The 21,748-nt window shown below is 46.0% G+C and carries 23 protein-coding genes and 1 tRNA gene; 16 read left to right on the top strand and 8 right to left on the bottom strand.

Annotated features, from left to right (window positions below; all coding sequences use genetic code 11):
* Positions 1-78 precede the first annotated feature (78 nt).
* The 15 genes from B3S86_RS07390 to B3S86_RS07320 all read left to right on the top strand — a co-directional run bounded on the left by B3S86_RS07390 (position 79) and on the right by B3S86_RS07320 (position 14,748).
* On the top strand, positions 79-876 hold the full coding sequence (locus B3S86_RS07390; RefSeq protein ID WP_035407387.1) for a hypothetical protein: 798 nt from the start codon (positions 79-81) through the stop codon (positions 874-876).
* Between the two features lie 68 nt (positions 877-944).
* Positions 945-1,469, top strand: a complete 525-nt coding sequence (locus tag B3S86_RS07385; protein ID WP_035407390.1) for a TraR/DksA C4-type zinc finger protein — start codon at positions 945-947, stop codon at positions 1,467-1,469.
* 195 nt (positions 1,470-1,664) lie between these two features.
* A complete protein-coding gene (gene adh, locus B3S86_RS07380) occupies positions 1,665-3,185 on the top strand; it encodes an aldehyde dehydrogenase (protein WP_056062075.1) in 1,521 nt (506 codons plus the stop codon).
* A 22-nt stretch (positions 3,186-3,207) separates the two neighbouring features.
* Positions 3,208-3,570 (top strand): DUF779 domain-containing protein, encoded by a 363-nt coding sequence (locus tag B3S86_RS07375; RefSeq protein WP_023468555.1) that lies wholly within the window; start codon positions 3,208-3,210, stop codon positions 3,568-3,570.
* 186 nt (positions 3,571-3,756) lie between these two features.
* Positions 3,757-4,767, top strand: coding sequence for a S66 family peptidase (locus B3S86_RS07370; protein WP_035407398.1), 1,011 nt, complete (start codon positions 3,757-3,759; stop codon positions 4,765-4,767).
* A 15-nt stretch (positions 4,768-4,782) separates the two neighbouring features.
* Positions 4,783-5,124 (top strand): hypothetical protein, encoded by a 342-nt coding sequence (locus B3S86_RS07365; protein WP_023468553.1) that lies wholly within the window; start codon positions 4,783-4,785, stop codon positions 5,122-5,124.
* Positions 5,125-5,145: 21 nt separating this feature from the next.
* Complete coding sequence (locus B3S86_RS07360) at positions 5,146-6,078, top strand: alpha/beta hydrolase (RefSeq protein ID WP_290751024.1); 933 nt, start codon at positions 5,146-5,148, stop codon at positions 6,076-6,078.
* A 42-nt stretch (positions 6,079-6,120) separates the two neighbouring features.
* A tRNA-Leu gene (locus B3S86_RS07355) sits at positions 6,121-6,204 on the top strand.
* 202 nt (positions 6,205-6,406) lie between these two features.
* Complete coding sequence (locus B3S86_RS07350) at positions 6,407-7,174, top strand: transporter substrate-binding domain-containing protein (RefSeq protein WP_035407400.1); 768 nt, start codon at positions 6,407-6,409, stop codon at positions 7,172-7,174.
* A 31-nt stretch (positions 7,175-7,205) separates the two neighbouring features.
* Entirely contained in the window at positions 7,206-7,850 is a 645-nt protein-coding gene (locus B3S86_RS07345) for an amino acid ABC transporter permease (protein WP_035407403.1), read from the top strand.
* Positions 7,847-8,575: an amino acid ABC transporter ATP-binding protein gene (locus B3S86_RS07340; protein ID WP_035407405.1), complete on the top strand. Its 729-nt coding sequence runs from the start codon at positions 7,847-7,849 to the stop codon at positions 8,573-8,575. Before B3S86_RS07345 ends, B3S86_RS07340 begins: the two co-directional genes overlap by 4 nt.
* A gap of 313 nt (positions 8,576-8,888) precedes the next feature.
* Positions 8,889-11,729 (top strand): 2-oxoglutarate dehydrogenase E1 component, encoded by a 2,841-nt coding sequence (locus B3S86_RS07335; RefSeq protein WP_290751014.1) that lies wholly within the window; start codon positions 8,889-8,891, stop codon positions 11,727-11,729.
* A gap of 35 nt (positions 11,730-11,764) precedes the next feature.
* Positions 11,765-13,021, top strand: a complete 1,257-nt coding sequence (gene odhB, locus B3S86_RS07330; RefSeq protein ID WP_035407413.1) for a 2-oxoglutarate dehydrogenase complex dihydrolipoyllysine-residue succinyltransferase — start codon at positions 11,765-11,767, stop codon at positions 13,019-13,021.
* Between the two features lie 156 nt (positions 13,022-13,177).
* Positions 13,178-14,083, top strand: a complete 906-nt coding sequence (locus tag B3S86_RS07325) for a glycerophosphodiester phosphodiesterase (protein ID WP_375091863.1) — start codon at positions 13,178-13,180, stop codon at positions 14,081-14,083.
* A gap of 221 nt (positions 14,084-14,304) precedes the next feature.
* Positions 14,305-14,748, top strand: a complete 444-nt coding sequence (locus tag B3S86_RS07320; protein WP_035407421.1) for an Rrf2 family transcriptional regulator — start codon at positions 14,305-14,307, stop codon at positions 14,746-14,748.
* Positions 14,749-14,802: 54 nt separating this feature from the next.
* On the opposite strand, the gene mnhG is transcribed toward B3S86_RS07320, so the two are convergent.
* From mnhG to B3S86_RS07285, 7 genes are read right to left on the bottom strand one after another with little or no spacing between them, the layout of a single operon-like run.
* Positions 14,803-15,177 (bottom strand): monovalent cation/H(+) antiporter subunit G, encoded by a 375-nt coding sequence (mnhG, locus tag B3S86_RS07315; protein ID WP_290751007.1) that lies wholly within the window; start codon positions 15,175-15,177, stop codon positions 14,803-14,805.
* Entirely contained in the window at positions 15,161-15,397 is a 237-nt protein-coding gene (locus tag B3S86_RS07310) for a Na(+)/H(+) antiporter subunit F1 (protein ID WP_369792030.1), read from the bottom strand. The genes mnhG and B3S86_RS07310 overlap by 17 nt, the downstream gene beginning before the upstream one ends.
* A 47-nt stretch (positions 15,398-15,444) precedes the next feature.
* Positions 15,445-15,921: a Na+/H+ antiporter subunit E gene (locus B3S86_RS07305; RefSeq protein ID WP_290751004.1), complete on the bottom strand. Its 477-nt coding sequence runs from the start codon at positions 15,919-15,921 to the stop codon at positions 15,445-15,447.
* Between the two features lie 3 nt (positions 15,922-15,924).
* Complete coding sequence (locus B3S86_RS07300) at positions 15,925-17,412, bottom strand: Na+/H+ antiporter subunit D (protein WP_290751000.1); 1,488 nt, start codon at positions 17,410-17,412, stop codon at positions 15,925-15,927.
* Positions 17,405-17,746 (bottom strand): Na(+)/H(+) antiporter subunit C, encoded by a 342-nt coding sequence (locus tag B3S86_RS07295; RefSeq protein WP_023468540.1) that lies wholly within the window; start codon positions 17,744-17,746, stop codon positions 17,405-17,407. The genes B3S86_RS07300 and B3S86_RS07295 overlap by 8 nt, the downstream gene beginning before the upstream one ends.
* A 1-nt stretch (position 17,747) precedes the next feature.
* Positions 17,748-18,188, bottom strand: coding sequence for a Na(+)/H(+) antiporter subunit B (locus B3S86_RS07290; RefSeq protein WP_035407436.1), 441 nt, complete (start codon positions 18,186-18,188; stop codon positions 17,748-17,750).
* Positions 18,185-20,590, bottom strand: coding sequence for a Na+/H+ antiporter subunit A (locus B3S86_RS07285; RefSeq protein WP_290750997.1), 2,406 nt, complete (start codon positions 20,588-20,590; stop codon positions 18,185-18,187). The genes B3S86_RS07290 and B3S86_RS07285 overlap by 4 nt, the downstream gene beginning before the upstream one ends.
* A gap of 357 nt (positions 20,591-20,947) precedes the next feature.
* On the opposite strand from B3S86_RS07285, the gene B3S86_RS07280 reads away from it, so the two are divergent.
* A complete protein-coding gene (locus B3S86_RS07280) occupies positions 20,948-21,199 on the top strand; it encodes a hypothetical protein (RefSeq protein ID WP_290750994.1) in 252 nt (83 codons plus the stop codon).
* Positions 21,200-21,238: 39 nt separating this feature from the next.
* Here B3S86_RS07280 and B3S86_RS07275 read toward each other — a convergent pair whose 3' ends face one another.
* Positions 21,239-21,532, bottom strand: a complete 294-nt coding sequence (locus B3S86_RS07275; RefSeq protein WP_035407444.1) for a hypothetical protein — start codon at positions 21,530-21,532, stop codon at positions 21,239-21,241.
* Positions 21,533-21,748 lie beyond the last annotated feature (216 nt).

The raw sequence follows: 21,748 nt of genomic DNA, 5'->3' as shown, positions 1-21,748 counted from the left end.
TTAGCGATTAAAATACATTGTACGCTATATGAACGGAACATCTCTATTCCGATTTTTCAGGTAAGAGAAGGTGATCATATGTTGAATTATAAAGTGAATGTATATAGATTAAACGGAGCACGACCAAAAGCAACAAAAGGAACCGGACCGAAGCATTTGATTTATTCGAGTCAGTTTTCTTCACGTACACCAGTCCATTTATTGCATCAACTCATCTTGAATCGATTGTTGGTTGAGCAAGAAAAAAACCTGGATTTAACGTATACGATCGAAGTAAATGCGGTACTTGATCAATTCGTGATCGACGTCCGTGTCTTTTCAACAGATACGGTCAGCATCCAAGTCGAGCGTGACTTGATTGAAATCATTGAACGTGAAGAAGTTCGTCATATCCCAGCGCTTGAAATCGGAAAACCGGATTTCGCAGAATTCGCTCACATCGTCTTAAAGGTTAAGGAAGGTGGACCACGTCTTTCACAAGAGGATACGCAACGAATTTTCAATGAGTCTGGTGTTCGAGGACGAATTATCCTGCACAAGGAGCGAATCGATAGTCATGAACCCTCCCATTCGATTCAGTTGTTGATTGGTGGGGCCGAGAAGTGTTTGTACAGTCTCTCGCAATATCAGCTTGATCCACTCTTCCGTAAACATGGTTTGACGATTCAATCCTTGAATCTGTTACCGTTTGATTTATTCATGATTCGCGACAAAATCGCGATGCTGTCTTCAGCAGATGCTTCGCAACTGTGGATTGATGACATCACGACATCCAAGAATGGACGATCACATCAGATTTGTTTTAACGATGGGAATGAATGTATGACGGTTATCTGTGATCTTCACGGATCAATTCGGTCTTATAAGTGTTCGTGATGGTTTAATTCTTCTTCGAATAGGCTACATTCTTAACAGAGGTTCTAACGAAGGGGAGTCGAACAATCATGTTATCTAAACAACAGACGGAAGAATTCAAGCAACGGTTATTGAAGGAAAAAGAAAAGACGACATCAAACATCGAACAACGCGATACCGATTACGATGAAGGTGAATTGTCGAGTTACGATAATCATCCTGCCGATTCTGGCGATGAATTGTTCTTGCGGGAACGTGATCAAGCAATCACGGATATGCAAGAGGATATGCTATCAGATGTGGATCGCGCATTAAAAGCGATCGAGGACGGAACGTATGGCATTTGCGAAGTCTGTGGAAAAGAGATTGAAATCGAACGCCTTGATATCATTCCAGAAACCCTATTATGCATTGAGCATGCAAAAGAAGAAGCAGAACAAAACGAGAACGATCCGAATTCGCGACCAAGCGAAGAAGATGTACTAGATCCATCTGTCACAGCTCGCGGGAAAGACATCGACGGTGATACGGACGGATTCTCGAAAGTCAGTGACTTTGGTAGTTCTGATACACCGTCTGATCAAGAAGATGGAATCGATCCGACACGGTCTTGACCGGCAAAACATCTCCCGAAAATGGAGATGTTTTTTTTCGAAAAATATCACAGGTATTTACCAGAATTTTTTGACTTTTCATATAATTTTGGTACGATGGTATCGAGAGGACTGTTTTAGCCTATATTAAAATGTAAGCGCATACAAGCATCCGTCTCACTGCTTGACCATTTTAGTTGAGGGAGGATATAACGCATGATTTATGACATTCCGAACAAGCAAGGGTCAAAAGTACAGTACAAGGAACGGTATGAAAACTACATTAATGGAAAATGGACGGCACCAGTCGGGGGAGAATATTTTGATAATGTGACACCTGTTACTGGTAAGGTGTTGTGCCAAGTCGCTCGTTCTACAAAGGAAGATATCGAACTCGCTCTTGACGCAGCACATGCGGCAAAAGAAGCATGGGGAAAAACATCTGTAACCGAACGTTCGAATATTTTAAATAAGATCGCCAATCGAATGGAAGAAAATCTCGAGATGCTCGCTTATGCGGAAACACTTGAGAACGGAAAAGCCGTTCGTGAGACACTTAACGCCGATTTACCGCTCGCGATCGACCACTTCCGTTATTTCGCTGGGGTCATTCGTGCACAAGAAGGTTCAGTCGGCGAACTCGATCAAGATACGGTTGCGTATCACTTCCATGAGCCACTTGGCGTCGTCGGTCAAATCATTCCGTGGAACTTCCCGCTCCTGATGGCTGTCTGGAAATTAGCACCAGCTCTCGCAGCAGGAAACTGTGTTGTCTTAAAACCAGCAGAACAAACACCAGCGAGCATCATGGTACTCGTTGAGATCATCGAAGATTTACTTCCACCAGGTGTGCTCAACATCGTCAATGGATTCGGTCTTGAGGCAGGGAAACCGCTCGCCTCAAGCAAACGAATCGCCAAAATCGCCTTTACGGGTGAGACGACGACAGGACGTTTGATCATGCAGTATGCTTCGCAGAACTTGATCCCGGTCACACTCGAACTCGGTGGGAAATCACCGAACATTTTCTTTGAAGATATCATGCAGGCAGACGATGCATTCTTTGATAAAGCAATCGAAGGATTATTGATGTTTGCGTTGAACCAAGGGGAAGTCTGTACGTGTCCGTCGCGTGCCTTGATTCAAGAATCGATTTACGAACCGTTCATGGAACGTGTTTTAGAGCGCGTCAAAGCCATCAAAATCGGAAATCCTCTTGATGCCGACGTCATGATGGGTGCTCAAGCTTCGAACGAACAGATGGAGAAAATCCTTTCGTATCTTGAAATCGGTAAGTCGGAAGGCGCAGAGTGTCTAATCGGTGGAGAGCGCAACATGCTCGAAGGAGATCTCGCAGAAGGATATTACATTCAACCAACGATCTTTAAAGGACACAATAAGATGCGCATCTTCCAGGAAGAAATTTTCGGACCGGTTCTATCGGTCACGACATTCAAGACGGAAGAAGAAGCACTCGAAATTGCGAATGATACGTTATATGGTCTTGGTGCCGGCGTCTGGACACGTGACATGAACCGTGCTTATCGGTTTGGTCGTGCGATCGAAGCAGGGCGCGTCTGGACGAACTGTTATCACCAATATCCAGCTCACGCGGCGTTTGGTGGTTACAAAATGTCAGGGATCGGACGCGAGAACCATAAGATGATGCTCAACCATTACCAACGGACGAAAAACCTACTCGTTAGCTATAACCCGAATAAACTCGGTTTCTTCTAAGTCGGAAAGGACGTGGATGCAAATGGTTGAACGTGTTCAGGCGACAGCAGCTTGTCTTGAGTTGATCGACCAGTTGAGAGAAAAACACGGTCCGTTGATGTTTCATCAATCTGGTGGTTGTTGCGATGGCAGTTCCCCGATGTGTTTTGCGCAGGGCGATTTATTCCTGGGAGATCAGGATAAAAAACTAGGAGAGATCGGTGGTTGCCCGTTTTATATTCATGAAGATCAATATGAGTACTGGAAACATACCCAACTCATCATTGATGTCGTGGATGGTCGAGGCGGAATGTTCTCTCTTGAGGGTGTCGAAGGAAAACGTTTTTTGACACGCTCCCGTGCGTTCACGCAAGAGGAATACGCTGAACTATCAGCATCAAGTTAATGAAGGATATAAACGCGATTTTGTCTAGGCGACTTGTTCATTCAGGTCGCTTGTACAGAATCGTGTTTTTGTTCGTATTACAGCGTTCTAACAGGATAAAAGTTGGTAATGCGGCATAAGAACGGTATAATGAACTCATATTTTGACGAGAAGATTTTTTCATACTATGACATTTAGGGGGTCACCATGAAATATCCATTTTTAGGTTGGACAGGTCACACGATCGGAGTGACGGCGCCCTCCTCCGGATTACGTGAACAGCAACAGGAATGGGTCGAACGAGCAGTTGAACAGGTACAAGCACGGCAAATGAACGTCCGTTTAGGTGAAACGATTTGGTCGCATCAACTTGCTGAGAGTGCACCGGTCAAACAACGCGCCGAAGAATTCAATCACATGATGACGGATGAGACGATTGATGCTGTTATCCCGCCATTTGGTGGGGAACGCGCCATTGATCTTTTACCCGAGTTGACACCAACTGCTTACCAAACAAAATGGTTGCTTGGCTATTCCGATATCAGTACGTTATTGCTCAGTTTGACGCTTCAGACGGGAATTGCGACAGCACATGGTCCGAACTTCGTTGAGCTTCGGAGTAAAGAATGGGACGAGACGACAAGTGCCTGGCGACGGGTTCTCGCGACGCCATCTGGAGAAACCGTCACACAGTGGGCTTCCGATCGTTATCAAACCGCGTGGACAGACGAAGAACGTCCAGCAGGTTCGTTATTTCAGCTGACGGAAGCGACAGAATGGAAAGCACTTGATGAGCGAACAGAAGTGACCGGACGGTTACTTGGGGGTTGTCTGGAGACGATTCGCCATCTGATTGGGACACCGTACGGAGATGTGAAGCGCTTCCAACATGAAGAGATCAACGGAGAACCGATTCTCTGGTACTTCGAGGTGTCTGAAGCGAGTTCTGCCGAGGTGCATCGGACGCTTCGACAAATGGCGTATGCTGGGTGGTTCGACCATGCGGCTGGCTTTTTATTTGGCCGTACGTCTGCAAGGATTACAGAAGATCTGACATGGCTAGACGTGTATCACTATCTAGCCGATGAAACGGGCTTACCAGTCTTATATGATCTTGACATCGGTCATCAGCCACCACAGTTAACGTTAATCAATGGAGCGACGGGTACGGTTCGTATTCAAGGAAAAGATTCACGAATCGATCTTACGTTCAACTAAAAAGGAGAGCACGCAATGGCACGTCGTAAGTTTCAAGCATTAGGCGTTTATAAACGCGTCCATATTAACCCGGAAACACGTCGAATGACGTTACCGGAACCGTTTTACGATGCACTTCGTCTAGAAGATGAATTGCTGATTGCACAAGTCGGAGATGTTCTCGTCATGCGTCGTCCGGGGGAAGTCGTCGAGACAGAAACGGATTTATTGAGTGAACTCGTAGAAGATGGATTCACGGGTACAGAGCTTGTCCAAGAGTTTGCCTACCGGCGTCAGCAACAGGAACAACGATTACGTCAACAAGTCTTGCAGGATGAAGAGGATGACCATGCTGCTCAACTGAAGATCGAGCTATAACGGAAAGAAGGAGTGGGGCAGATGCGTCGCAGAACAAAAATTGGAATCGGAGTCATCGGATTCGGATTAGTAGCAGCGAGTTATTATTTTTATGAGATGGCAATCGCTACGAATCCGAAGCCGTTCTTATCGAATAATCGGGATTTGAGTGATGAGATGGTCCGGTTGATGCAACCTGGACAGACATGGATCAAGGAGCAGCCGCTCGAGCGGATCGAGATTGAAGCAAAAGATGGTTTAACGTTACGCGGACATTTCCTCCCGTCTCCTGTTCCGTCAGACCGGATTGTCATTCTCGTGCATGGATACGGAGGCGTCGGAACGGATTTAGCCGGATTCGCCTATCTGTACCATCAGGCCGGTTTCCATGTCATGATGCCCGATAATCGAGGACACGGAATGAGTGACGGTCATTATATCGGATTCGGATGGCATGATCGTGAAGATTGTCTCAGTTGGTCGAACTATCTGATTGAACGGATTGGACAGGATGCGAAACTGTTCTTACATGGTGTGTCGATGGGAGGGGCGACCGTATTGATGACGAGTGGCGAACAACTTCCACCACAAATCAAAGGAATCATTTCTGATTGTGCCTATACGTCCGTCAATGCTGTTCTTGCGTATCAGATGAAGCGGATGTATCGACTACCACACTTCCCGTTTTTAGGGATGACGAGCGTATTGACGAAGCTAAAGGCAGGTTATACGTTCCGTGAAGCATCAGCGCTGAAACAGGTCAAAAAGGCACAGGTTCCGATTCTCTTCATTCATGGTGGTGCGGATACGTTCGTACCGACAGATATGGTGTATGAGCTGTACGAAGCCTGTCCAACGGAAAAGGAACTGGTCGTCATTCCGAATGCCGCACACGCTATGGCATATTTCGAGGATCCGGCATTATATGATGACGTCGTTGAGAAGTTCGTCCGGAACATCTTGCGAAATGATTGACAACTCAGTTCGTTACCCGCTATATTAATATCATAAATCAACGTCGTCGTGGCGGAACTGGTAGACGCGCTAGACTCAGAATCTAGTGGTGGCAACACCGTGGAGGTTCAAGTCCTCTCGGCGGCATAAATGATTGAAGGAGGCAATCCCATCAAGGGGTTGCCTCCTTTTTTGATAATGAATAGAAAACGGTTGCATCGAATAAAAATTCAGAAATGTTTATCTTTTTAGAACTTTTCTGGTAAAATACGTTTTAAAGAGGGTACTCTTCAGGGAAAGTACTAAGTGGAGTCGACAATCTTTAACACATAGGAGAGGGGAAACAAACATGAAAAAAGGAAGTATTTTGCTAGCGCTCTTGATGAGCTGTATTCTCGTACTTGGTGCATGTAGTATCGGTTCGAAGGATGAAGGGTCTTCAGAAGGAAAGACGTATAAAGTTGGTATCGACGTCACGTATCCACCATTTGAGTACAAAGACGGGGACACGTACAAAGGAATCGACATCGATCTTATGAAAGCAATCGCTAAGGATCAAAACTTCAAGATTAAATTTGAAGCAATGGATTTCAGCGGTATCATTCCAGCACTTCAAGCAAATCAATTGGACGTTGCCATTGCCGGTATGAGTATTACACCAGAACGGAAAAAAGTCGTCACATTCTCAGACCCATATTTCAAAGCTGGTCTTATTTTAGTCGTCAAAAAAGATGAGAATGGTATTAAATCCGTTAACGATCTTAAAGGGAAAAAAGTAGCCGTCAAAAAGGGAACGACGGGTGCAAAATATGCAACGGACAACGCGGATAAACTTGGCTTCACTGTTACACAGTTCAATGACAGTCCAGCGATGTTCCAAGAAGTAAAGAACGGTAACGCAGCTGCCTTGATTGAAGATTATCCGGTCATCTCATATGCAAACAAACAACAAAATCTTGGATTGAAACTTGTCGGTGATCGTCTCAACGGTGATAACTACGGGATCGCTGTCTTAAAAGGTGAGAATAAGGATCTGCTGAAGAAAATCAACAAAGGACTTGCGAATCTGAAAGAAAACGGTGAATACGATAAAATCGTTGACACGTATCTGAAATAAGTCGCAAGGCGATAAGGGAGTGGGATAGCCAATGGAAGTGGTCAAAACCGCATTTCCATTTTTCTTGGAAGGGCTTCAAGTCACATTGTATATTTTCATCATTGCGGTCATCGTCGGCTTTCTGATTGGCTTAGTCGTCGCATTGATGCGGTTGTCACCGTTAAAGATTTTGAACGCAATCGCGATCATCTATATCGATGTCATTCGTGGTACACCGTTCATCGTTCAGCTTTTCTTCATCTACTTTGGACTCAACTCGCTTGAGTGGTTATCGATGGACCGGATGTATGCAGGGATACTGACGGTCGCGATCAATGCTGGTGCTTATTTCGCGGAAATTATTCGAGCAGGTATCCAGTCGATTGATAAAGGACAAACAGAAGCCGCACGTTCACTCGGTATGACAGGACGTCAAACGATGGTTCAAATCATTTTACCGCAAGCATTCCGACGGATGTTACCAACGATTACGAATCAATCGATCATTAGCTTAAAAGATACATCGTTGTTATCGATCATCGGCATCGCTGATTTGACGCAACAAGGTCAAGTTCAGCAATCGACGACGTTTGAGCCATTCATCGTTTGGTCTGTCGTCGGATTGATGTACTTCGTCATCATTTATCTCTTGTCATTAGTGGCGAAGTTCTTGGAACGGAGGTTTACATTACGATGAGTATCATTGAAGTGAAGAATCTAAAGAAATCATTCGGCTCGAACGAAGTCTTAAAAGACATTAACGTCTCGATAGCCGAAAAAGAAGTTGTGTGTGTCATCGGTCCGTCGGGATCTGGGAAAAGTACGTTTTTACGCTGTTTGAATCGACTGGAAGAGATTACGGGTGGAACGGTCATCATCGATGATTTCGACATCACAAATCCGAAGGTCGATATCAACAAAGTTCGGGAGGAGGTCGGAATGGTCTTTCAGCATTTTAATCTCTTCCCGCATAAGACCGTGCTTGAGAACGTCACGCTCGCACCGATCAAAGTACGTAAATCGGATAAGGACCAGGCGAAAAAGCGAGCTTTGGAACTACTCGATAAAGTTGGGTTACGGGAAAAAGCGAATAATTATCCAGGCGAATTATCCGGGGGTCAAAAGCAACGGGTCGCAATTGCCCGAGCGCTCGCGATGAATCCGAAAATCATGTTGTTTGACGAGCCAACGTCAGCGCTTGACCCGGAAATGGTCGGGGACGTGCTTGCCGTCATGAAACAACTTGCTCTCGAAGGGATGACGATGGTCGTCGTGACCCATGAGATGGGATTTGCTCGTGAAGTCGGAGACCGCGTGTTGTTTATGGATGGTGGGTATGTCGTCGAAGAGAATGTGCCACAAGCGCTCTTTGATTCTCCACAGCATGAACGGACGCAATCGTTCCTCAGTAAAGTGTTATGATTAAACCGGCGTATCTAAATGCAGATACGCCGGTTTTTTGCTTATTCATAAATTACTGGCTAAGCGCTCATAAGAAAAACTTATACATTTAAGCGTGAGAATTTGGGAATTCGAAATGCACACGCAGGAAAAGAGTAGTAATATAGTAACGAAGGCACTTTCATGGAAGAATGGCACGTTCGTTCCTTCTCATGACGTTTTAGCGCATCATTCATGCAATTTCTTTTGAAAGCGCTAACAGGTAGAGGGCTGGAAACACATTTAGCCGATGCTAAATGTGAGGGGAGAAATATAGAAACGGGGGGAACCGTACATGGCAGGCCACGAGCAAGATCAACAAGCATTTTATGGACCAAACCTTGGCTACATCATTGAATTGTACGAGCGTTTTTTAGAAGACAAAACATCCGTCGATGAGGAGACACGTACTTATTTCGAAGAGCATGGTGCACCTGTGACGGAACCAGTAGTACCGATGCAAGTCGAGACGGGAGATTTCGAAAAATATCTTGCGGCGAATCGTTTAGCGGAACAAATTCGTGCAAAAGGACATCTTGCGGCGGATATCTATCCGCTGAAGGACCATCCGCGAGAAACAGGATTATTCGAACTAAATCAGTTTGGACTGACAGAGGCAGATCTTCGGAAAATGCCGGTTTCACTCGTCTGTCCTGAGCCGCCAGAGGGTGTTCAAGATGCATTTGAAGGCATCGAGCACTTGAAAGCGCAATACACGGGAGCAGCGGCTGTTGAGTTCCAGCATGTTGATGACTTAGAGGAAAAGAAATGGCTCCGTCAAAAAATCGAACAAGGTGCTTTGACGGCGACGCTTGATGCTGAGCAAAAGAAACAATTGTTCAAACGCTTGGCTGAAACGGACCTTTTCGAAAAATATCTGCACAAAACATATGTCGGTCAAAAACGATTCTCGATCGAAGGGCTCGATGCGATGGTGCCATTGCTCGATACGATCGTCGGACACCTCATTTCGAACGGCTCGGAGACGATCAATATCGGAATGGCGCACCGTGGACGATTAAATGTTTTAGCTCATGTACTCGGTAAACCATATGAAATGATCTTTGCTGAGTTCCAGCATGCACCAAATCATGATCTCGTACCGTCTGAAGGATCAATCGGTATCACATACGGTTGGACGGGCGACGTGAAGTATCACCTCGGACTAAACCGGAAACTCGAGCAAAAGACACGTGACATCCGGATGACGCTCGCGAACAATCCGTCGCACTTAGAGTTCGTCGACCCAGTCGTCGAGGGCTTCACGCGTGCGGCACAAGATGACCGGACCCAAAAAGGCGCACCACGTCAAGAGCAGGCAGCCGCTGCTGCGATCCTGATTCACGGGGATGCAGCGTTCCCAGGTCAAGGAATCGTTGCTGAAACCTTGAATTTAGCAAATCTCAAAGGATATAACACAGGCGGAACGATTCACATCATCGCGAACAATACGATCGGCTTCACGACGGAACCGACAGATTCGCGTTCGACGCGTTACTCGAGTGACCTGGCTAAAGGGTATGAGATTCCAGTTTTCCACGTCAACGCCGATGAACCTGAAAGCTGTCTCGCTGTTGCGCTACTCGCGAGCGAGTACCGTGCAACATTCAAGAAAGACGTCATGATCGATTTAATCGGATATCGTCGTTTTGGACACAACGAAATGGATGAACCGATGAATACAAACCCGGTCTTATACGATTTGATCCATAAGCATGATCCGATTCGTGTCTTGTACGGAAAGACGCTTGTCGCGAACGGGGATGCGACAGCTGAGGAAATTCAATCGATTGAGACGTCAATCAATGATCACATGAAGGCGGCTCGAGAAAAAGTCCCAAATGTAGAGAAAGAGTATGGTGGGGTCATGCCGGACGTCGTCTTTAAAGGCGTTCCGACGATCGAAACAGGAGTAGCGATCGAAACATTAACTGCATACAATGAAGAATTGTTGCAGTGGCCAGATGGCTTCCAAGTGTTCCATAAACTTGAGAAAGTCCTGAAGCGCCGGACAGATGCATTCTCGACGAAGAACGGGATTGACTGGGGACACGCCGAAACATTGGCATTCGCTTCAATTCTCTCGGATGGAACACCAATCCGATTAAGCGGGCAAGATTCTGAACGGGGAACGTTTGCACAACGGAATATCAATCTTCATGATGTGAAAACGGGAGAAGGATTCTCGCCACTTCATGCTTTATCAACGGCAACAGCTTCGTTCTCGGTCTATAACAGTCCACTCTCTGAGGCGGGTGTTCTTGGCTTTGAATACGGCTATAATGTCTTTGCACCAGAAACGCTTGTCTTATGGGAAGCGCAATACGGAGACTTCGCAAACTCAGGTCAAGTCATCTTTGACCAGTTTATTTCTGCGAGCCGAGCCAAATGGGGACAAACGTCAGGTCTCGTTATGTTGCTTCCGCACGGTTATGAAGGACAAGGACCAGAACACTCGAGTGGTCGTTTAGAGCGCTTCTTGACGTTATCCGGTGAGAAGAACTGGACAGTTGCGAACGTATCGAGTGCTGCGCAGTACTTCCATTTGTTGCGTCGACAAGCAGCAATCCTCGGAAAAGAGGAAGTTAGACCGCTCGTGGTCATGACACCGAAGAGTCTCTTGCGTCATCCGCTTGCGACATCTGACGTCTCTGAATTGACGGAGGGTAGTTTCCGTCGTGTCATTGAACAAGCGGGACTTGGAGAAGCACCAGATCGTGTCAAACGTCTTGTGTTCTGTTCTGGTAAGATGGCAATTGATTTAGCGGAAGCGGTCTCGAAATCAGAGGAGAATCTCGACTGGTTACAAATCGTCCGGGTTGAGGAACTGTATCCGTTCCCAGCGAAAGCCTTACAAGAAGTCATTGCGCGCTATGAATCCGTCGAAGAGATGGTCTGGGTGCAAGAAGAACCGAAAAACATGGGGGCGTGGTCCTTTATGGAACCACGGCTTGAAACAGTCGCACCGAACGGAATTCAAAATGTTCGTTACATTGGTCGTCGTCGCCGTTCAAGTACAGCAGAAGGTGACCCGGCAGGTCATAAAGTAGAGCAAGCACGTATAATCAATGATGCGCTCACAGCAACGGCTTCTACACCAACAGCACCATCACACGTATCGAATCACACATCATAACGTAAGATAGAAACGAGTCATAGGGGGAGAATACGATGGAAATCAAAGTACCAGAACTTGCCGAATCAATTACTGAAGGAACGGTGGCATCTTGGTTAAAACAACCAGGTGATCACGTGGAAAAAGGGGAAGCCATCGTTGAGCTCGAGACAGATAAGGTCAACATCGAAGTACCGTCAGATGAAGCGGGTACGTTAACGGAAGTAATGGCTGCTGAGGGAGATACAGTCCGCGTCGGGGAAACGATTGCTGTCATCTCTGCTGGTGGCGAAGCTTCAAAACCGGCTGCAACAGAAACAGCACAAGAAACTCCAAAAGAGACACCAAAAGCAGAAGAAAAAGCGGAACAACCAGTGGCTGCAGCAGCGACGGAAAGTACATCCGTTGCAGATCGTCCGATTGCTTCACCTGCTGCCCGTAAATTGGCTCGTGAAAAAGGAATTGATTTAGCACAAGTGGCGACGCAAGATCCACTTGGTCGGATCCGTGTCCAAGATGTCGCGACGTTTGAAGTAGCGCCACGTGAACAAGCAAAACCTGCTCCTACGAAGCCTGCTGCGCCGACACCAGCTCAAGCGGCTGCTCCTGGGAAACCAGAAGAGCGAATCAAGATGTCACGTCGCCGGAAGACGATTGCGAATCGCCTTGTTGAAGTTCAACAAACGGCAGCGATGTTGACGACATTCAATGAAATCGATATGTCTGCTGTCATGGCGCTCCGTAAACGCCGTCAAGAAAAGTTCGTGAAGGAAAACGAAGTTAAACTCGGCTTCATGTCATTCTTTACGAAAGCAGCAGTCGCAGCACTCAAAAAGATGCCATACCTGAATGCTGAGATTCAAGGCGATGAAATCGTCCTGAAGAAATTCTATGATATCGGCATTGCCGTCTCAGCACCAGACGGTCTCGTTGTTCCAGTCGTTCGTGATGCGGACAAAAAGAACTTCGCTGAAATTGAAAAGGACATCATTCAATTAGCGGTCAAAGCGCGTGATAATAAACTTGGTCTATCTGACTTAACGGGTGGTACGTTCACAATCACGAATGGTGGTACGTTCGGTTCACTCATGTCGACGCCGATCTTAAACGGTCCACAAGTCGCGATTCTCGGCATGCACGCAATCAACCTGCGCCCTATTGCCATTGATGCAGAACGCATGGAAAATCGTCCGATGATGTATGTTGCTCTCTCTTACGATCACCGGATTGTGGATGGAAAAGAAGCTGTTACGTTCCTGAAACACATTAAAGATCTTCTTGAAGATCCAGAGTCATTGATTTTCGAAGCGTAATCATTAAAAGACCCGTTTTAGATGCGGGTCTTTTTTCTATGGAATGATATCGTTTTGTCATCAAATCAAGAAATGACGTTAACAGCTTCTCTATATCATCTTCATACAAACAATTTAAGATAAGTGTTGTAAGAATATTTCAAGGGGGAATAGATGATGCTGAAACAAATCGGATTGACGATGGTAGCGGGAGCCGTATTAAGTACAGGACTTCCGACAGAAGATGTCGGTGCACAATCAAAAGGCAAATCGTTACTCGATTCAAATCGAATCATTAACGTTGCTCATCGTGGAGCTTCAGGTTATGCGCCGGAGCATACGATGCCAGCTTACGAAATGGGACATAAGAAATTTAAAGCAGATTACATCGAAATTGATTTACAGATGACAAAAGACGGTCATTTAATTGCGATGCATGACGAAACCGTCGATCGGACGACGAACGGAACGGGTGCTGTCAAAGAGAAGACATTAGCTCAAATCAAGAAACTTGATGCGGGTAGTTGGTTTAATGAAGCAAATCCAACACTCGCTAAAAAATCATATGTAGGATTAAAAGTCCCGACACTCCAAGAAGTCGTGAATAAGTACGGGAAACATGCGAATTACTACATTGAGACGAAGTCCCCTGAAGTATATCCAGGAATGGAAAAGAAATTACTCGATTTATTGAAACGGAACGGATTGTCTAGTGATCGTGTGAAATCAGGACAAGTCTTGATTCAGTCGTTTAGTGCAGAAAGTCTTCAAAAAGTCAGATCCATCGATTCAAAAGTCCCGTTGATTCAATTGATGGAAGCAAAGGAGGTGTCTTCCTTAACCAGTACGAAATTAAAGGAAATCCGTAAATATGCAGTTGGAGTCGGTCCTTCATATAAAGCATTGACACGTGAAAATGTTAAAGCAATTCGTCAACAGGGCTTGCTGTTGCATCCGTATACAGTAAATGAAAAAGTCGAAATGGTTCGCTTGCTTGACTATGGTGTTACAGGTGTCTTCACGAACTACGCGGATCGCTTTAATGCAGTCATTAAAGAATCGTCCAAAAAAATTTCAAAATAATTCAAAGAGTGATTCCTCGTTTCGAATGCGAAATAAGGAATTGCTCTTTTTTTGATGAAATCTCGTATTTTAAATCCAATATTTCCTTCCTTACGTAATCTGTGTAGAGCATGATGACAAATTCGAATTATGAGATGAATAGTGAGACAAAACTATGTAGTCGTTAGAGTGTTTCATGTTACGATAACAGTGCAGTTTTGGGAAGGAATGGAGTGAGGATTGTGAGAATTACACAGTATACGGATTATGGTTTACGCGTGTTGATGTATCTCGGTGTGCACCGGGATGTTATCACACCAATGCCGCAGATTGCCCAGCATTATGGCATCTCATCCAACCATTTAATGAAAGTGACACAACAGTTAGCGAAACTTGGATATGTCGAATCAACGAGAGGTCGCTCAGGGGGACTCCGTTTGATTCGTGATCCAAAGGACATTAACATCGGAAAAGTCGTTCGTGAAATGGAACCGATGGATATCGTTGAATGCTTCGGAAGCAACGGTCATTGTGTCATCGAACCTGGGTGTCGATTAAAAGGTGTGCTTGGGCGAGCATTGCGAGCCTTTATCCGAGAACTGGAACAGCATACACTAGAAGAGTTGCTTGATAATCGTGATGAGTTGGCGCTCTTATTTGCTGCTTCACCCTTACAGCGTTCCTAATCAAAAACCCTCGTTTCCGTAAGCGGAAGCGAGGGTTTTGTCATGTCGATATACTCACATGTCATCTTGGCGTTTCTTCGGTTCCACATGTTCTTTATTCTTAGACAGGTCGTCACGGACAGACGATTTCCATAATGGCACGTCGCTATAGTAAGCAGCACGCGCAATTAAATGTCCACCAATCGGTGCCGTGATGAGTACGAATAGGATACCAAGCACGACACGAGAGGAGAAAAATCCATCTTCAGTGACGAAATAAATAATGACGCCGATCAAAATCGACATGACGCCTAATGTCGCACTTTTAGATGCGGCATGCGCACGCGTATAGACATCGGGTAAGCGGATCAAACCGAGCGCGGTAACGAGACTAAATCCCATACCGAGCAAGGCGAAGACCGCGACGACCCATTCATTGATTGCGATCACGTTCGATGATCTCTCCTTTCTCGATATATTTTGAAAAGGCAACCGTACCGATGAAGGCGAGTATACCAATCAAAAGAATGACTTCGAGGTAGTCGCTCGTCCGTAAGATGATTGAGACAAGACCAACGATTGAAATCAAGCTGATACCAATCGAATCTAAGGCGATAACACGATCCGCAACACTTGGACCTTTAATGACACGGTAGAATAGACCGAGCATCGAGAGGAAGACACCCCCGAGTGCGATATAGATTAAAATATCGAACATCACCGACTCACCTCCAGAATGGCTTTCTCAAAACTATCGCGAATCGATGCGACGGCTTCGTCGACTTCCGGCATATGAAGCGCATGAATATAGAGAATCTTATTATCGTCCGAGATATCGACGACAAGTGTTCCAGGTGTCAAGGTAATCAGCATCGATAACAATGTGACTTGCCACGGTTGATCGAGTTCCGTCTCATAGGCAAAGATACCAGGCTGAATATCTAACTTCGGCTTTAAAATGATTTTTAGGACATCGATGTTCGCTACGACAAGTTCATAGAGAAAGCGGAAAAACAACAAGACGAGTGCGACGACAGGTCCGAGATAAAAACGACCCTTAAAGCCGCGACGGAAAGCGAACATCGCAATCAGACCTAATGCATAGCCGATGGCGAAACCGGAGGCCGAGAAATTATTCGCAAGAAACATCCACAAGAAAGCAAGAAATAAGTTGAGCAAGACTTGAAATGCCATGAATTAACGACCTCCTTTGAGTACGGCATCGATATAGAGCGTTGGATTCGTCAGAGGTTCAACGGCTTGTTGAATCAGTGGACGCATCGCCTCAGCGCCTACGCCATAGAGGATGCTAAGCGCAACTAAGGCAATCGCAGGTGCAAGCAGTCGAGAAACGAGCGCTTGCTTCTCACCTGAGTACGGTTTGGGTATCCCCCAAAAAGCACGCATGAACAGTTGGACGACCGAATACAAGACGAGCAGACTGGATAGTAGAACGATGATCGGTCCGACCAATTCACCAGCTTCAATGCCGCCACGAACAATCAAGAACTTCCCGATGAACCCACTAAGCGGTGGAATGCCGGCAAGCGATAACGCTGCAATGAAGAATGTCCAACCCAGCACCGGAAAGGCTTTGATCATGCCACCCATATCCTTTAGTTTAGTTGATCCGGCAATTCCGACCATGATGCCGACGAGCAGGAACAATGCAGCCTTGATCACCATATCGTGAAGCAGGTAGAAAATCGCACCTTCTAGTGCTTGCGGTGTCATAAGGGAAACCCCATACAAGATGACCCCGACTGCGACGATGATGTTGTAAATGATGATCTGTTTCGCATCCCGTGTCGCTAATGCGCCAATCACACCGATGATGATCGTGCTGAGGGCAAGGACACTTAAGATTTGATGAATCGTTCCGATCTCGTTTGAGAAGAACAAGCTATACGTCCGTAAAATTCCGTATACCCCGACCTTCGTCAACAAGGCACCGAACAAGGCAAGAACAGGTGTCGGTGGTACTTGATAAGAACCAGGTAACCAGAAGTAGAGTGGGAAAATCGCGCCTTTTAATCCGAAAACGATCAGGAACAACAAGGCGATGACGTTTAGAATCGCTGGTTGTCCAATCTCTGTGATCTTCTGACTGATGTCCGCCATGCTGAGTGAACCGATGATCCCGTACAAGAAGGCAACCGTCATGACGAATAATGCGGACGAGATGACGTTAATCAAAAGATACTTCAGCGATTCTCGTAACTGTGCCGGTTTCCCGCCGAGAACGATCAAGACATAAGACGAAATCAGGAAAACTTCGAAGAAGACGAACATGTTAAAGATATCACCTGTCGTAAAGGCACCATTGACACCAACGAGCAGGAATTGAACGGCAATGAAATAGTAGTACCGTTGATAGGAAACGCTCAAGTAGACAATGGCATACCAGATGATACAAAGAACAAGAATGCTCGTCGTCGTGACGAGTAAAGCGGATAGCATGTCAGAGACAAGCGTAATCCCGAAAGGTGCTGGCCAGCTACCGAGTGTGACGGTTAAAATGCCATTCAAACGGACAGTCAGAACGAGGTAGATGGAAGCACAGACAGTTAAAATCGTCGAAATGATGGAAACGATCCGTTGTCCTTTGAGGTATCGCGGGAAAAACATCAAGATGACACCGGTCAACAAAGGAATGATGATCGGTAATAGCGGTAAGTTAATCATTCGAATCGGTTCCTTTCATCTCTTCGATATTATCGGTCCCGAGCTCTTGATAAGCGCGATACGCAAGCACCAAGAAGAAGGCAGTGACACCAAAGCTAATGACGATGGCAGTCAGGACGAGTGCCTGCGGCAGTGGATCCGTATAGGAAGTCACGCCGTCCTTTAAAACCGGAGCCGCGCCTCGTTTTAATCCACCCATCGTCATGACGAGTAGATGGGCAGCGTGGCTGAGCAACCCTGTTCCGATGATAATGCGAAGAATGCTTTTCGAAAGAATGAGATAAATGGCACACATCGTCAGGATGCCTGCGGCGATCGCCATGATGATTTCCATATTAATCACTCTCCCCAATCGTTTGAATAATCGTCATCGTCACACCGACGACGACAAGATAAACACCAAGATCAAACAACATCGCCGTATGAAGTGATGTCTTACCGAATAACGGTAGGTTGAAATAGTCATGGGCATGTGTGAAGAACGGGACGTTAAAGACAAGCGCTCCTGAAGCCGTCAGTACGGCAATCAACATGCCAAGCGCCGTGATCCATTTGTAGTCGAATGGCAAAATCCGGCGTAACGTCTTGATGTCGTAAGCGAGTAAGATCAAGACAAGAGCAGACGCCGTCACGAGACCACCAATGAAACCGCCACCTGGTGTATAGTGCCCGGCAAAGAACAAGTAGACAGCAAACAGGAAGATGATGAACGTAATGAAGGAAGTCGCGGACTCTAAGATGACGTCATTCGTATGCTTTTTTGCCTGCTTTTTCATTTATCCATCCCTCCTGTTCGTCTGAATTTAATCATCGTGTAAATACCGATTCCGGCAAGTGCGAGAACGGCAATCTCAAACAACGTATCAAAGCCACGGAAGTCAACGAGTATGACGTTGACCATGTTCCCACCGGCGGCAAGATCTGCGACATTGTCAATGTAGTACTTGGCAATCGAAGCAAACGATCGCTGACTGAGCGAAGCAAGGGCAACAAGGGTCACTGTCAATCCGACGAGTGCCGAAATCAAGGCGTTGCCGAGCTTGAACGGAATGCGCTCTTCTTTCCGGCTGATTTCCGGTAAACGATAGAAAACGAGCAGGAACAGAGCGACCGATACCGTCTCGATGACGAGTTGCGTCAAGGCGAGGTCTGGCGCTCGAAATAACACGAAGAACAGGGCAACTGTATAACCTGTCACACCGAGTAAGATGATCGATGTCAGTCGTGATCGTGCAAAAGTGATTGAGAGAGCACTTGAGACAAGAACGAGAGCGAGAATGATCTCATAAGCATGAATCGAGCTAATCGGATCTACCGCGAAGCGGAAAGCGTCGAACCCGTATAGTGCTGTCAAAATCAAGATGACGACGAATCCGAAGATGTAGACGAGATACGACCGCATATACCCCGTCATGACCGTATCGTGAATACGTGTCGATGTCTGTTCACCACGACGTAACAAGGCGTCATATTGATGATTCAGTGAGACGGCACGTGGCATCCGGTGGTAAAGCGATTGCCAGCGTGGGAGTGTTTTATACAAGATTACGCCAGCACTGATGATCACGAGTGTCAGAAATAACTCGGTATTGAATCCGTGCCACATTGAAATATGGACATCAATCTTGCCACCGGCATTAACGACTTGCGGTAAGATCGCTTCGACTGCTGGTCGAATCAACGTATTCGACAATATATTCGGGAAAAGTCCGATGATGACGACGAGCGAGACAAGGACGAGTGGTGGGATCAACATACCAATCGGTGCCTCGTGTGGTGTTTTCGGCAACTGGTCGTCTTGGCGTTTACCGAAGAAGGTTCTCCGGACGATCAAGAGACTGTAGACGAATGTAAAAATGCTTCCGACGACGGCGAGAACAGGAATGATCCATCCGTAAGACGGTAAGTGGAACAAGTCTGATCCTGATACTTGAAGAACACCCGTCAAGAACATCTCTTTACTTAAGAAACCATTGAACGGCGGAATTCCCGCCATCGAAAGGGTCCCGATCATTGCGATCGTCATCGAGATCGGCATCAATTGCGCAAGACCACCGAGCTTCCGAATGTCGCGAGTACCAGTCTCGTGATCGACGATTCCCGCCATCATGAAGAGACTGCCTTTAAACGTCGCGTGGTTGATCAGGTGGAAGATTGCAGCAACTGTTGCAATCGTGTACAGTCCATCGTCTAACGCGTCGACGTGCAGGGCGGCGGCCCCGAGTCCAAGTAAGGACATGATCAATCCAAGCTGAGAAATCGTCGAGTAGGCGAGAATCCCTTTTAAATCATGTTGTTTCACCGCATTGAGTGAACCCCAGAATAAGGTGAATATTCCGACAGATGAGACGAGATAAAACCAAAGCGACTCACCTGCGAAAATCGGACTGAAGCGAGCGACAAGATACAATCCTGCCTTGACCATCGTTGCCGAGTGCAAGTAGGCACTAACGGGGGTCGGTGCTTCCATCGCATCCGGAAGCCAGATGTGAAACGGAAACTGAGCCGATTTTGTGAATGCCGCTAGCAAGAATAAAACAAGGGCGACTGTAAAGAAAGGTTCACTTTGAATCGACTCAAGCGACGCATAGGTCTCACGAATACTAAACGATCCGCTAAGTGTTGAGAGAATCGCAATTCCCCCAAGCATCGCTAGTCCACCGAAGACGGTGATCAGCATCGATTTTTGAGCGCCGTAACGAGAACGTTCTCGCTCGTACCAGTAGGCGATCAATAAGAATGACGAAATCGATGTTAATTCCCAAAACAGATAGAGGACGATCATGTTGTCTGACAAAACGACCCCAAGCATGGCGGTCATGAACATCAATAAATAGACATAAAATGTACCGAGTGCTTCTTTTTTCGCATCTAAATAAAAAATGGAATAGAGAACGACGAGTGTGCCGATTCCTGTGATCAATAATGCGAACAATAAGCCGAGTCCGTCAAGATACGTGACGAAATCGATTCCAAGCGATGGTATCCACGGCATGCGTGCCGTAAAGGTCTTACCTGACATCGTACCAGGGAGAAAGCGGCTAAAATACGAAACGAGCAGTACAGGTACGACGAGTACAAACCAACCGGTATGAATGTTCGGAAGGCGCTTCGCTAAAAGCGGGATGAAAAGACTGATCAATATGGGCAGTAGGATCGCCCCATGCATCACGGACACGAAATTCCCTCCTTTGTGACATCGACGACCAAAAATGAAAAAAGGGACGCGAACGCAAGCTGTTGAAGCTCGGAACTGTCCAGTAGAAGACACGATTCATTTTGTTCGTCGAAGATGTTTCTGAATCAAGTATAGCGTATCTTTTTCCTTCATGCATGACGTGAAGCGTTGAAGCATAAGGGATGGAGCCGTTTCTTCATTTGCTTGTTAAATATGTAGGAACACGGTAAAAAAGAGCAAAAATTTTTTAAAAATTTTTTTGAAAATCAAGCGATTTCAGATGAAAAGGATTTGAAATCAATGAACATGGGTACAGTTATCAAGAGTATACGTATCGATCACAGAGGGGGAAAATTCATGCGAGCAACATTTAAGACAGGTGTCGTTTTAGGTGGTCTAGCGGCGATTGCAACGATCGCTTATCAACAATACCAACAGCGAAAAACGACTTCTAACGATATTGATCATCGACCAAGTGTTGATGCAAAGCGTGATCCGGCAGAGGTAGGGTTGACGCAACTCGATTCCATTCATCGCGCAGACTGGCAAGCGAATGGATTTCCACAAACCCATGCTGAACTCGAACGCTTAGAACGAGAAGAGAACTAAAAAACACGTCTCTCGCACGAGAGGCGTGTTTTATAATCATCAAGCACTCGTTGTGACAAGGGCACGTGTCCGTTCACTGTGTGCTGTATAAGAAGAGAGGTGTTCGAACTGATAAAGCGTTAAGGTTGCTGTACGACGTTGCCCAGTGCTGGATTCGAGCATTAGATAAGCCTCATTAAAATCAGTGCCACCACCGTCATAGCGGATATGTGCCGTAATCGTCCGTCCGTCTGTCGTCTGCATATAAATATCGTAACCTCCGAAATCAACACGCTTGAAACGGGTCGCCTCGCTTACGATGTGCTTAAATGTTTCAATCAAAGAATATGTCATCTTTCGTTCCTCCCTTTATTTCTTCCAAAACAAGATAAGTTATAATTAACTCCGAATATTACTTTTCCCATTAAATTGAAGAAATAAACATCAAAAATGAATCTTTTTTAATCTTGTTATGAAACGCGTTTCATACTTTATGATGATGACAGACGGTGCGTAACCGATTGCGGGCGTTAGCCGATACAGAAACTGTATAATCAAAAAGACAAGAGG

Origin of the sequence: Exiguobacterium sp. UBA3968, assembly GCF_002385115.1 — a bacterium.
Lineage (GTDB): Bacteria > Bacillota > Bacilli > Exiguobacteriales > Exiguobacteriaceae > Exiguobacterium_A.
Note: the sequence above shows the minus strand (reverse complement) of the source record. Positions and strands in the feature narration are given on the sequence as shown.